This window comes from Pseudomonas yangonensis, assembly GCF_009932725.1.
GTDB classification, from domain to species: domain Bacteria; phylum Pseudomonadota; class Gammaproteobacteria; order Pseudomonadales; family Pseudomonadaceae; genus Aquipseudomonas; species Aquipseudomonas yangonensis.
In genome coordinates, this window is record NZ_BLJU01000002.1 from 411,656 (window position 1) to 424,641 (window position 12,986).

Below are 12,986 nucleotides of genomic sequence, written 5' to 3' on the forward strand. Positions count from 1 at the left end.
TCCGGGCCCCTGGCCAGCGGTAAAGCGAGCTAAACACACAACAAACAACCGCCTTCGCGCGGTGAAGATCAGCTGTTGCTTAGGAGTGGGCTTCCATGACCGAAAACTTCTGGAAGGACAAGTATCCCGTTGGGGTCGCTGCCGAAATCAATCCCGACCAGTACCCGAATATCCTCGCGGTATTGAAAGAGTCCTGCCAACGCTTCGCCGACAAGCCTGCTTTCAGCAACCTGGGCAAGACCCTCACCTATGGTGAGATCTACAAACTCTCCGGTGACTTCGCCGCCTACCTGCAGAAACACACCGATCTCAAGCCCGGCGACCGCATCGCCGTGCAGTTGCCCAACGTCCTGCAGTACCCCATCGTGGTGTTCGGTGCCATGCGCGCCGGTCTGGTGGTGGTCAACACCAACCCGCTGTACACCGCGCGGGAAATGGAGCACCAGTTCAACGACTCCGGCGCCAAGGCGCTGATCTGCCTGGCCAATATGGCCCACCTGGCCGAGCAGGTCGTGCCCAAGACCGGTGTCAAAACCGTGATCGTCACCGAAGTCGGCGACATGCTGCCGACCTTCAAGCGTCTGCTGGTCAATGCCGTGATCAAGCACGTGAAGAAGATGGTGCCGGCCTACAACCTGCCGCAGGCGGTCAGGCTCAACGATGCCCTGGCCAAGGGCCGTGGTCAGAGCTTCAGTGAAGCCAACCCGCGCAACGACGATATCGCCGTGCTGCAATACACCGGTGGCACTACGGGTGTGGCCAAGGGCGCCATGCTTACCCATCGCAACCTGGTGGCCAACATGCTGCAGGTCAAGGAACTGATGGGAGCCAACCTCGATGAAGGTTGCGAGGTGCTGATCGCGCCGCTGCCGCTGTACCACATCTACGCCTTCACCTTCCATTGCATGGCGATGATGCTGATCGGCGGCCACAACATCCTGCTGACCAACCCGCGCGACCTGCCGGCGGTGGTCAAGGACCTGGCCAAGTACCGCTTCACCGGCTTCGTTGGTCTCAACACCCTGTTCGTTGCGCTGTGTAACAACGAGGACTTCCGCAGGCTGGATTTCTCCGCGCTCAAGCTCACCGTTTCCGGCGGCATGGCCCTGCAGCTGGCGACCGCCGAGCGCTGGAAGGAAGTCACCGGCTGCGCCATCTGCGAAGGCTTCGGCATGACCGAGACCAGCCCGGTGGCCACGGTCAACCCGTTCAGCGCCATCCAGCTCGGTACCATCGGCATTCCGGTGCCTTCGACGCTGTGCAAGATCATCAATGACGACGGCCAGGAGCTGGCCATCGGCGAAATCGGCGAGCTGTGCGTGAAAGGCCCGCAGGTGATGAAGGGCTACTGGCAGCGTCAGGAAGCCACCGACGAAATCCTCGACGCCGACGGCTGGTTGAAAACCGGCGATATCGGCCTGATCCAGGAAGACGGCTACCTGCGCATCGTCGACCGCAAGAAAGACATGATTCTGGTGTCCGGCTTCAACGTTTATCCGAACGAGCTGGAAGACGTGCTGGCGACCCTGCCGGGTGTGCTGCAGTGCGCCGCCATCGGTGTGCCGGACGAAAAATCCGGCGAGGCGATCAAGGTGTTCGTGGTGGTCAAACCGGGCGAAAGCGTGACCAAGGAGCAGGTGATGGAGCACATGCGCGCCAATCTCACCGGCTACAAGGTGCCCAAGGCTGTGGAATTCCGCGACGTGCTGCCGACCACCAACGTTGGCAAGATCCTGCGCCGCGAACTGCGTGACGAAGAGCTGAAGAAGCTGGGCAAGAAGTGATTCATACCCGCTGAAACGAAGAACCCGCTACGGCGGGTTTTTTATTGTCCGGACAATAGCGGTGAGGCGGAAAGCCGCAGGCAGCGCGCAACTTCGAAGCCTGTTGCACGGGACAATAGGCGCATAGACTGTGCACCACATGCATGAATCGAAATGAGGCGTGTGGCTGATGCAATTACCGGATCTCAACCTGCTGGTTGCGCTCGATATTCTGCTCGACGAAGGCAGCGTCGCCGGTGCTGCGCGGCGCATGCACCTCAGCGCTCCGGCCATGAGCCGCACTCTGACGCGCATTCGCGAGGCCATCGGAGACCCGATTCTGGTGCGTGCCGGTCGGGGTCTGGTCCCAACGCCTCGGGCGCTGGAATTGCGCGAGCAGGTACGCGATCTGGTGGAGCAGGCGGGTAGCGTCTTTCGCTCCAGCGAGATCGAGCTGGGCAGTCTGTTGCGTGAGTTCAACATCCGCACCAATGACGTCTTTATGGTCTGTTACGGCGGGCGTCTGGTTGATCTGGTGCGTGCGCAGGCGCCCAACGTGACCCTGCGCTTCGTCCCTGAGGTGGACGATGACGACGATGCCCTGCGCGCCGGGCGTATCGATCTGGCTATCGGTGCGTCGGCGCGAATGCTGCCGGAAATCAAGCAGCAGGGATTGTTCATGAGTCGCTTCGTCGGCCTGGCGCGCGCGGATCATCCCATCTTCAGCGAGGTGATCAACGCCGAACGCTTCGCTTCGTTCGATCAGGTCAGTGTGTCGCGCCGCGGGCTCGCGCGCGGTCCCATCGACACCGCACTGGAACTACAGGGATTGGCCCGACGGGTGGTGGCGGTGTCGCCGAGTTTCTTCTCTGCGGTACTGGCGCTGCGCAATTCGGATCTGATCCTGCCGATGCCCAATCCGGTGGTTGCGACCTGCAGCCAGCTCGGCCTGGCGCTGCGCAGTTTCGAGATTCCTCTAGCGTTGTCTCCGGTGCGCGTGCATCAGTCCTGGCATCCGCGTTTCGACAACGATCTCGGCCATCGTTGGTTGCGAGGCTTGATCAAGCGCTGTTGCGAAGAAAATCCGCTAGGCTGATATAGATGCGTTTGACGCAATGATCTATTAGAAATATTGCAATTTTCTGCAATTATTCGCTTGCTTACACTTTGCCGGTAATCGATACGTTACCGGATGTTTCCCGATGTTTTCCCTTTTCATCGATAACGGTGCGACACCGTGAGCGCGCCTATGGCGGCTCACGCCCTCGCGCCGGTCGCAAGCCCTGTGCAGAGCGGCCCGGCGGTCTCACCTTTCGGGCTGCGCATCGTCGTCGGCCTGCTCGGCGTTCTGCTCGCCGTGCTGGTGTCCGGCTTCAACGAGAACGTCACGCGCATTGCGCTGATGGACATCCGCGGCGCCATGGGCATCGGTCACGACGAGGGGGCATGGCTGCTGGCCCTGTACGCGGCGCCGACGGTCTGCGCCATGGCCTTTGCGCCATGGTTCGCGGTGACCTTCTCGCTGCGCCGTTTCACCCTGTGCGCCATCGCCGCATTGATGCTGTTTGGCCTGCTTTCGCCGCTGGCGCCCAACGAACGCGTACTGATGTTCCTGCGTGTGTTGCAGGGGCTGGCCGGCGGCGCGCTGCCGCCGATGCTGATGACCGTGGCGCTGCGTTTTCTGCCGCCCCATATCAAGGTCTACGGCTTGGGCGCATACGCCCTGACCGCCACTTTCGGGCCGAACCTGGCGACGCCGCTGGCGGCGTTCTGGGTGGAGTTCGTTGGCTGGCGCTGGGCCTTCTGGCAGATCATTCCCGGCTGTCTGCTGTCGATGGCCGCGGTGGCTTGGGGCATCCCGCAAGACCCGCTGCGTCTGGAGCGCTTTGCGCACTTCAACTGGTGCGGTCTGTTGCTGGGTTTACCGGCAATCTCCATGTTGGTTATCGGGCTGCTGCAGGGCGAGCTGCTGGGCTGGTTCAACTCTCCGCTGATCGTGACTCTGCTCGGCGGTGGCAGCATGCTGCTGGTGTTATTTCTGCTCAACGAATGGCGTCATCCGGTGCCGTTCTTCAAGCTGCAGATGCTCAAGTTGCGCAACCTGAGTTTTTCCCTGTTCACCCTGGCCGGGGTGCTGCTGGTCAGCCAGTCGCTGAGCCAGATTCCTGCCGCTTATCTGGCCCAGTTGCAGGGCTACCGTCCGTTGCAGACTGCACCCATGCTGCTCTGGGTGGCGCTGCCGCAGCTGCTCGCGCTGCCGCTGACGGCGGCGCTGTGCAACATCCGGCGGGTGGATTGCCGCTGGGTGCTGGCGCTCGGGCTGGCGCTGCTCGGCGGCGCCGCGCTGCTCGGTACCCAACTAACCTCGGCGTGGATTCGTGACGATTTCCTGCTGATGCAGTTGCTGCTGGTGTTCGGCCAACCCATGGCGGTGCTGCCGCTGCTGATTCTCGCCACTGGCGTGGTGCAGCCCGTCGAAGGGCCGTTCGCCTCTGCCTGGTTCAATACCGTGCGCGGTTTCTCCGGGGCGCTGGCCACCGGTGTTCTCGGCCTGCTCACCACTCATCGTCTGCATCTGCATTCCACGCAGCTGGTCGACCGCCTTGGCAACCAGCCGCTGCTGCCTGATAGCAGCCTCGGCGGCATCGCACACCGTCTGCACGGGCAGGCCATGGTGCTGACCTATGCCGATCTCTACCTGTGCGCCGCTGTGCTGGCGTTCGCCTTAATCCTGATCATTCCTTTCGTGCCCACGCGGATATTCCCGCCGCGTTCGGCCAACTGACCGATGGACAAGAGCATGACTACTTTTCGCAAACCCGCCCTGCTGATTGGCTTGCCGATTGCCGGCCTGATTGTCTGGGGAGCCTGGCAGTTGCTGTTGGCTGAGCGCACCGAGCAAAGCACCAACGATGCCTTCGTCAGTGCCGACTACACCCTGATAGCCCCCAAGGTTTCCGGCTTCATCAGCGAGGTGCTGGTGGAGGATAACCAGCGAGTGAAGGCCGGGCAGTTGCTGGCGCGTATCGATGACCGCGACTACCGCACAGCGCTGGAGGGCGCACGGGCGGCGGTGGCCAGCGCCGAGGCGCAGCGCGCCAATGCCCAGGCCACGCTCGATCGTCAGCAATCACTGATCGCCCAGGCTGCAGCGCTGGTCGAGGCGGATCAGGCCGAGATGGTCTTTGCCCGTCACGAGCTGGAGCGTTATCGGCATCTGGCCGGGCAGGGCGCCGGTACGTTGCAGAACTCACAGCTGGCGCAGAGTCGCTACGACATCCAGCGCGCCCGGCAGGGCGAGCACTCGGCAGCCCTGGTCGCTGCCCGCCAGCAGGTGGATATCCTCACCGCGCAGCGCGATGCGGCGCTAGCAGCGCTGGAGGGCGCACAGGCGGCGCAGGCGCGCGCCGAACTGGATCTGTCGCATACCGAGTTACGTGCGCCGATCGACGGTATGGTCGGTCACCGCACGCTGCGCGTTGGGGCCTTTGTCAGCCCCGGCGAGCGATTGCTGGCGGTGGTGCCGCTGGCGGACGCCTATGTGGTCGCCAACTTCCTGGAAACCCAGCTGACCAACGTGCGCCCCGGTCAGGCGGTAAGCGTTGCGGTGGACACCTTCCCGGGTAAAACCCTGCGCGGTCAGGTTCAGAGCGTGGCCCCGGCCACCGGGGTGACCTTCGCTGCGGTAGCGCCAGACAATGCCACCGGCAACTTCACCAAAGTGGTACAGCGTATTCCGGTGAAGATAGTGCTCGATGCCGGGCAGCCGCTGCTCGGGCATCTGCGTGTCGGCATGTCGGTGGAAGCCTGCATCGATACGCGCCAGCGCCCCGAAGCCCTGGCCGGGGTGAACTGAAATGCGCCTGCATGTCTGGATCGTGCTGGCTAGCCTGAGCCTGGGTGCCTGCAATGTCGGGCCGGATTTCGTCAGGCCGCAGTCAGGCCTGAGCGAGAGCTGGCAACTGCCGGAAAACAGCGACGTGCGCAGCGAGGCCATCCCTGCCGCCGTCGATCCGCGCTGGTGGGACAGCTTTGGCGACCCCCGCTTGAGTTCACTGATCGAGCGTGCGGCCAATGAAAACCTGGATGTGCGCAGTGCTTTCAGCCGTCTCGAGCAAAGCCGAGCTGTGCGTGGCGCGATCGCTGCCGGGCAGTCGCCGGACCTTTCGGCAGGCGCCGGCTACAGCCGCGCACGTAACAGCCAGCAAGGTCTGAACGACCCGTCCGGCAATGCCGGGCGCGCAGCCTACAACCTGTGGCAGGGTGGCTTGAGCGCGGCCTGGGAATTCGATCTGTGGGGGCGCGTGCGTCGTGAGGTCGAGGCCGCCGATGCCGGCGTGCAGGTCGCGCAGCAGGCGCAGCGCGATGTGCTGCTGGCGGTGCTGGCCGATACTGCACGCAATTACATTCAGCTGCGGGCCACGCAGAATGCGCTGGATATTACCCGGCAGAGCCTGGCAATTGCCCGGCGCAGCCACCTGCTCAACCAGATGCGGCTCAACGAGGGTGTGGCGACCCAGTTGGAAGTTGCCGAGTCGGCTGCGCAGGTCGCCGCCATCGAGGCGCGTCTGCCGCCGTTGCAGCAACGTGAGGCGCAGCTGATCAACGCCTTGAGTCTGCTGCTGGCCCAGCCACCGCAGAGTCTGAAACAGGACCTGGCCAGCGCGGCGGCACCCGCCATGCCGATGGGGCCGGCGCGTGTGCCGGTCGGTTTGCCCAGCGAGCTGGCCGAGCGGCGCCCGGATGTGCGGCGGGCTGAAGCGGCACTGCATGCCGCCACCGCCGAAATAGGTGTCGCCGAAGGTGACTTCTACCCGCGTATCACCCTGTCCGGCGACGCCGGCTTTCAGGCACTGCAACTCGGTGGACTGGGCTGGGACGCCCGGCGCTTTGCTTTCGGGCCATCACTGAGCCTGCCGCTGTTCGACGGCGGACGCCTGCGTGGCAACCTGCAATTGCAGGAGGCGCGTCAGCAGGAAGCGGCCATCGCCTATCGCAAGACGGTACTGCTGGCCTGGCATGAGGTCGACGATGCATTGGTGGCGTACCAGGCTCAGCAGCGCCGCCAGGCCAGCCTGGAGGTAGCGGTGGAGCAAAGCCGGGCAGCGCTGGAAAGCGCCGAGCAGCAGTATGCTCAGGGCGCGGTGGACTTTCTCAACGTGCTGAGTGTGCAGAATGTCCTGCTGACCAACCAGGCCGAGCGTATCGACAGCGCTGCCGCTGCGTCGCTGGCGCTGGTCGACCTTTATCGTGCGCTGGGCGGAGGCTGGCAGATGGTGGAGGCGCACTGAGTCCATCCGTCGCGAGGAAGCACAGCGATCAACTGCAGCGCGCCGGATCGCCGTCACAGCGAAGCGGCGCAGGGTGCGCAGGGCGTTCACGACTTCAATGCTCCGGCGCTTGCCGGCCGGCTCTGGTCGACCAGCTTCGCCGCTGAGCCGCGAGCGCGTCAGTCCGTCGCGACGCGCAAAGGGCGGCGTTGGTGATTGGGGCTGAAGCGCACCGCCATTGCCATCAGCAGCAAGATTGCCAGTGCCATCAGCTGCCAGCTCAGGCTCCGGTCCGTGCTGTAGCGGCGCAGCACGCCCGCCAGCAACGGCGCGCAGGCTGCAATCAGATAACCGCCACCCTGGACGAAGGCCAGCAGCTCGCCCGTCTGCTGGGGATCCTCCAGGTGATCCTGCGCCACCACCAGCGACAGCGGGAACAGACCGCCGATACCGACCCCCAGCAGCACGGCGACGAGTACCACCAGTGTCTGCGGTGCCAGCTGCAGGACTATCAGGCCGGCGAGAAGCGACAGCAGCACCAGCGCCAGCAAGGGGCGTCTATCCGGGAAGCGAGACAGCAGGCTGGAGAGCAGCAGGCCGGCGACCACCTCGCACAGTGTCAGCGCCGCCAGCAGCAGGCCACTGGCCTGAGCGCTCCAGCCCAGGGCCGTGTAGTAGGGTGGCAGCCAGGCCAGCACCAGGGTGTAGCCGGCAGTGCCGATGCCGAAGAAGCTCATCAGCAGCCAGGCTCTGGGCCAGCGCCAGGGCGCGAGCGGCGGCGTGATCATCGGGGCGGTTGCCGGCCTGGCCGGCGCCGCACGACGCCATATCGCCGCACCGAGCAGGGCCGGCAGTGCCCAGCCCGCCAGCGCCCAGGACCAGCCTATCGACTGCGCCAGCCAAGGGGTGAACGCCGCACCGAAAGCGGCACCGGCCATGATCGCGCAGCTGTAGAAACCGATCAGGCGGCCGCTGTCCGCGGCGAAGCGCGATTTGATCAGGCCCGGCAGCAGCGCCTGAACGAAGGCGATGCCGGCTCCGGCGAGCAGGGCGCTGATGATCAGCGTATTGCCGTCAGGCAGCAGGCCGCGCAGCAGGCAGGCGAAGGCAATCAGCAGCGTGCCGAGGAAAATGCCGGCGCTGTCGCCGAGACGTCGACGCAAGAGGCCGGAGGCCAACGCGCCCAAGCCCATGATGACCACGGGCAGGCTGGTCAGCAGGCTGGCGCCGACATGATCCAGGCCGGTATCGAGCTGGATGCGGTCGAGCAGCGGGCCGATGGCCGCCAGCACCGGGCGCAGGTTCAGACCGAGCAGAATGATGGCGATCAGCAACAGATTCTCGCGCTTCATGCCTGGGCCCCCTTCGCGCCGCGCCAGGCGACCAGCAGCACGCCGGCGACGATGCACAATGCGGCCAGCAGCATGCTCAGGCTGCCCTGTTCACCAAGCAGGCCGATGGCGATGGCTGCGCCGGTGATCGCTGCCACCGAGCCGATCTGGCTGAGGAATACGGTGCCGGCCAGGTTCTGCAGAATGAAGAACAGCGCATAGACCGCGGCGAACAACAGCATCTGTGCGCCCAGCAGGCCAACTGCCGTGGCACTTTCCAGATGCGGCGTGAAGTCCACGCCGAACGGGGCTGTGCAGGCCAGCAGCACGGCGCCGCCCAGGAGCATGCCGGGGGCCAGTGACAGCGGGCTGGCGCCACTCGGCCAGTAGCGGGCGCGGTAGATATTGCCCAGCGCCAGGAACACCGGCACGCTCAGCGCGCCCAGCACCCAAAGCGTCGGGCTGTCGCCGCTGTTGAGCTTGCCCAGGGCCAGCAGCAGGCTGCCGGCCAGGCCGATGCAGATGCCCAGCAGGCGGATGCGACTGAGCCCCTCCATGCGCAGGGCCAGGGCCAGCAGGTAGGTGATCAGTGGCGGGAAGGCCAGGCACATAGAGGCGAAGCCCGCCCCGACATGGCCAATCGAGCTGAACAGCAGGGCGTTGGGCACCGCGATACTGAGCAAGCCGGAGGCCAGGTAGTAGCGTTGCTGAGGCAGGCTCATGCCGGGCCGTTCCCCCCGCAGCCAGGCGAACAGCAACAGCAGCAGGCCGCCACCGAGCAGGCTCCAGAGCAAAAAGGCCATCGGCTGCCATCCGCTGCCGCTGGCCAGCTTGACCAGATTGCTGGTCAAGCCCATCAGCGTACCGATGGTGAACAGCAGCGCGACGGCGAGAACTGGCCGATATTGGGTGCCCGACATGCAGGTGCCTCCTTGGTATGGATACGCTACGATGGCAACATTCTTTTTGAAAAGTATCTTGATGGCAAGATAAATCGAGGGCGACATGCAAGACCGTGCACAACTGGCCGCTGAGCAGTGGCAACGACAGCGGCCCGATCTGGATGCTCATTGCATGGCAGTGATCGGCCGCCTGGGGGAGCTGAGCCAGGTGATCAGCCGCGACCACCTGCTGCCGTTCTTCGCCGCACACGGGCTGCAGGCCGGTGAGTTCGACCTGCTCGCCACCCTGCGTCGCGCAGGCGAGCCTTATGCGCTGATGCCCACGGCGTTGTACGAGAGCGCGATGATCTCTTCGGGCGGCATGACCAGCCGCATCGACCGCCTGGAAAAAGCCGGGCTGATCGAACGGCGCAAACATCCCAGCGACCGCCGCGGCGTGCTGGTGGCCCTGACCCCGGCCGGTTTCGAACTGATCGACGGTATGCTCGCCGCCCATGTGGCCAACCTGCAGCGTGTGCTTTCAGGATTGACCGTGGACGAGCAGCGGGCGTTGCATGAATTGACCGGCAAGTTGCTGGCGGGGTTGGCTGAGTGCGAGGGAGGGCGCTGAATGAGCTATCAGATACGGATCTATATGCACCCCGACGTTGAGTCGGTTCGAGGAGCAAACACCCTGGCCCTCTGGGAGGCCGGGTGGCCGCGGTGGGTCGATGAACTGGCCGAAGCCGGTAAGCTCACGCAGACCCGCTCGGACAACTTCCCAAGCCTGTACAGGGGGGCGGCCAGCGACATACTGCCGATGCTGCCAGCGAACCGGAGAACGTCCCCGGCACTTTACTTCACGCCTGAAGTGCTCCAGGAACGGATCGATGCATGCCCGCGCGATGCTGAGCTAGGCATCGAAATCTGGGATCAGTGTTGACCCCGCCGCTGCTCACATCCGGTGATGTTCCACCAGGAAATCCACGAACACCCGCACCCGCGCCGGCATTGCCGAGCCGCCGACGAACACCGCATGAATCGGCTCCCTGTCGCCAGGGTTGAAGGCCTGCAACAGCGGCACCAGATCGCCGCGCTGGATGTCCTCGGCCACGGTGAACTCGCCGATGCGCGCGATGCCGGCGCCAACCCGTGCAAATTGCGCCAGCGCCTCGCCGCTGCTGCATTCGATATTGCCGCAGACCTTGAGTGAGAGCGCCTGGCCATCGCGGACAAAGGGCCAGTTGGGTTCGGCGCGGCGGAAGTTGAAGCGCAGGCAGTTGTGCTGCAGCAGGTCTTCCGGCTGCTGCGGTGTGCCATGGCGCTGCAAATAGTCTGGGGAGGCCACCACCACCTGGCCGGTTTCGCCGACTTTTCGTGCGGTCAACGGGCTGTCCGGTAGCAGGCCGAAGCGCACGGCCACGTCCGCTTGGCCGCCGAGAATGTCGACCACTTCGTCGCCCAGGCTGAGGTCGACGGTGATGCTCGGGTAACGCGCGCTGAACGCCGTCACCAGCGGCACGATGGTCATCCGGCCATGGCCGAGGGCAGCGCTGACACGCAAGCGGCCCCGTGGCACGCCCTGATCGGTGATGGCTTCTTCGACCTCCGCCATATCGGCAAGGATGCGCCGCGCGCCTCGCAGGTACGCCCCGCCCTCGGCGGTGAAGGTGATCGCGCGGGTGGTGCGCAGCAGCAGGCGCGTGCCAAGGCGCTGCTCGGTGCGCGCGATGATCCGGCTGACCGCCGAGGGCGTCAGCCCCAGTGCACGTGCGGCGGCCGACAGGCTGCCTTGTTCCGCCACGGTGGCGAACACCACCATGTCACCTGATCGGCCGCCTAGGTCCATTTGTGCTCCGTAAGCAAAGGTGTTTGCCAGAAATGCCATCTACCGCCGTCAAGGTTTGGATCCTAGCATTTGCGGCATAGATGAGGAGCCTTTCCATGCGTATCAATCCACCACTCGTTGCACTCGCCATCGGTGCCTTCGGCATCGGTGTCACCGAGTTCGCCCCCATGGGCATGTTGCCGGGCATCGCCAGCGATCTCGGCGTTTCCATTCCCGCTGCCGGCTTGCTGGTCAGCGCCTACGCCCTCGGCGTGCTGCTCGGCGCGCCTTTGATGACCCTGACCACCGGCAAGATTCCCCGGCGCTACCTGCTGATCGGGCTGATGGCCATCTTCACCTTGGGCAACCTGATGTCGGCCCTGGCCACCGATTACACCAGCCTGCTGATTGCGCGGGTGGTGACTTCGCTGAACCACGGCGCCTTCTTCGGCGTCGGCTCCATCGTCGCCGCCAGCGTGGTCGCGCCGGACAAACGCGCCGGTGCAGTGGCGGCGATGTTCATGGGTTTGACATTGGCGACCATCGGCGGCGTGCCGCTGGCGACCTGGTTCGGTGAGGTGTTCGGCTGGCGTACGGCATTTGCGGGCATTACCGGCCTAGGCGTATTAGCGATGCTCGCGCTGTGGTTCGCCCTGCCCAACGTGCCGCTGCCAAAGAGCGACGGCGTGCTGGCGGAAATCCGCGTGCTGGGCCGTGGCCCGGTGCTGGCGGCACTGGCCCTGACCGTGATCGGCTCCAGCGCGATGTTCACCGTGTTCACCTATATCGCGCCAATCCTCAGCAGCGAGACCCAGGCATCCACCGCCTTCATCACCGCGATGCTGGTGCTGTACGGCATCGGCTTGACGCTGGGCAACATCTGGGGCGGCAAGGCGGCGGATCGCTCCGTCGATCGCACCCTGATCGTTTCGCTGAGTGCGCTGATCCTGGTCTTGCTGGCCTTCACCGTGCTGATGCGCTGGCCGCTGCCGGCCGCCGTGGCCATCCTGATCTGGGGCATCGCCAGCTTCGCGATCGTGCCGCCGCTGCAGATGCGCGTGATGGAGGCGGCCAAGGCCGCACCCAACCTGGCCTCGGCGGTGAATATCGGCGCCTTCAACCTCGGTAACGCGATTGGCGCAGCGCTGGGCGGAGCGGTGATCAAGGCGGGGTTGGGATACCCGGCGATTTCCCTTGCCGGCGCAGCGATGGCCGGGTTGGGGCTGCTGATGGTGCTGGGGTTTGCCTGGCGTTCCAGAGGTGCAGCGGCGCTAGCGGTTTAAGAAGAGACGCCTGAGAAGGGGGGATTAAATCCCCCTTCCGGTTTACGCCTTCGCAGCAGGGCTCAAGCGAAAGCTGACACCCATGCGATTGAACGCGTTCATGGCTGCGATAGCCGCCGTAAGGTCGACCAGGTCTTTAGGGGGGAATGCAGACGATGCCGCGGCATAAGCCTCGTCGGAAACATGCGTTTCACCAACCAAGGTCACTTCTTCCGTCCAGGCCAGGGCGGAACGTTCCTGGTCGGAAAACAGATGCGCGGCCTCATGCCAGACCGGCACCAGAACGAGCTTTTCTACTGACATACCTCCCTTGATCAAGTCTCGCGAATGGATATCGATGCAGTGCGCGCATCCATTGATTTGCGATGCCCGCAAGAACACGAGATGTATGAGCTGAGACGGCAGGTTCGTTCCGGTGGTGACGAAATGGTGCAGCCCTCCCAGTGCTTTGGCTGCACCGGGTGAAGCCTCAAACCAATTCAGACGAGTCATAGAGCAGTACCCTTTGTGGATGGGGATCAGTAAGGTCTGCTCAATTAAGACAACTAAGAGGATCAAGGTATTGATCCATTTAAAGGCTTAATGAATGGTCCACTTTGCGGAGGGGCCGTTGTGACTTTTGATGTGGTG

At 64.3% G+C, this 12,986-nt stretch carries 12 protein-coding genes; 8 read left to right on the forward strand and 4 right to left on the reverse strand.

What is annotated here, in order from left to right:
* Positions 1-95: 95 nt before the first annotated feature.
* From fadD1 to GYB81_RS03630, 5 genes are all read left to right on the forward strand, one after another.
* The gene (fadD1, locus tag GYB81_RS03610) at positions 96-1,784 is read left to right on the forward strand and encodes a long-chain-fatty-acid--CoA ligase FadD1 (RefSeq protein WP_143506703.1); all 1,689 of its coding nucleotides are present in this window, start codon (positions 96-98) and stop codon (positions 1,782-1,784) included.
* Positions 1,785-1,953: 169 nt separating this feature from the next.
* Positions 1,954-2,859 (forward strand): LysR family transcriptional regulator, encoded by a 906-nt coding sequence (locus tag GYB81_RS03615; protein ID WP_161866567.1) that lies wholly within the window; start codon positions 1,954-1,956, stop codon positions 2,857-2,859.
* A 153-nt stretch (positions 2,860-3,012) separates the two neighbouring features.
* Positions 3,013-4,548 (forward strand): MFS transporter, encoded by a 1,536-nt coding sequence (locus tag GYB81_RS03620; RefSeq protein WP_161866621.1) that lies wholly within the window; start codon positions 3,013-3,015, stop codon positions 4,546-4,548.
* 15 nt (positions 4,549-4,563) lie between these two features.
* Entirely contained in the window at positions 4,564-5,619 is a 1,056-nt protein-coding gene (locus GYB81_RS03625; RefSeq protein WP_161897734.1) for an HlyD family secretion protein, read from the forward strand.
* Position 5,620: 1 nt separating this feature from the next.
* Entirely contained in the window at positions 5,621-7,054 is a 1,434-nt protein-coding gene (locus GYB81_RS03630) for an efflux transporter outer membrane subunit (RefSeq protein ID WP_161866565.1), read from the forward strand.
* Between the two features lie 158 nt (positions 7,055-7,212).
* Here GYB81_RS03630 and GYB81_RS03635 read toward each other — a convergent pair whose 3' ends face one another.
* Positions 7,213-8,385: a cyanate transporter gene (locus tag GYB81_RS03635; RefSeq protein ID WP_161866564.1), complete on the reverse strand. Its 1,173-nt coding sequence runs from the start codon at positions 8,383-8,385 to the stop codon at positions 7,213-7,215.
* Positions 8,382-9,284 (reverse strand): DMT family transporter, encoded by a 903-nt coding sequence (locus tag GYB81_RS03640; protein WP_161866563.1) that lies wholly within the window; start codon positions 9,282-9,284, stop codon positions 8,382-8,384. Before GYB81_RS03640 ends, GYB81_RS03635 begins: the two co-directional genes overlap by 4 nt.
* A gap of 85 nt (positions 9,285-9,369) precedes the next feature.
* Between GYB81_RS03640 and GYB81_RS03645 the strand changes: the two genes are divergently transcribed.
* Complete coding sequence (locus GYB81_RS03645; RefSeq protein ID WP_161866562.1) at positions 9,370-9,876, forward strand: MarR family winged helix-turn-helix transcriptional regulator; 507 nt, start codon at positions 9,370-9,372, stop codon at positions 9,874-9,876.
* Complete coding sequence (locus tag GYB81_RS03650; protein ID WP_161866561.1) at positions 9,877-10,188, forward strand: hypothetical protein; 312 nt, start codon at positions 9,877-9,879, stop codon at positions 10,186-10,188.
* A 12-nt stretch (positions 10,189-10,200) separates the two neighbouring features.
* Here GYB81_RS03650 and GYB81_RS03655 read toward each other — a convergent pair whose 3' ends face one another.
* Positions 10,201-11,094, reverse strand: coding sequence for a LysR family transcriptional regulator (locus GYB81_RS03655; RefSeq protein WP_161866560.1), 894 nt, complete (start codon positions 11,092-11,094; stop codon positions 10,201-10,203).
* A 95-nt stretch (positions 11,095-11,189) separates the two neighbouring features.
* Here GYB81_RS03655 and GYB81_RS03660 point away from each other — a divergent pair, with 95 nt between their 5' ends.
* The gene (locus GYB81_RS03660; protein ID WP_161866559.1) at positions 11,190-12,356 is read left to right on the forward strand and encodes an MFS transporter; all 1,167 of its coding nucleotides are present in this window, start codon (positions 11,190-11,192) and stop codon (positions 12,354-12,356) included.
* A gap of 42 nt (positions 12,357-12,398) precedes the next feature.
* On the opposite strand, the gene GYB81_RS03665 is transcribed toward GYB81_RS03660, so the two are convergent.
* Positions 12,399-12,848, reverse strand: coding sequence for a carboxymuconolactone decarboxylase family protein (locus GYB81_RS03665; RefSeq protein WP_161866558.1), 450 nt, complete (start codon positions 12,846-12,848; stop codon positions 12,399-12,401).
* Positions 12,849-12,986: the final 138 nt, after the last annotated feature.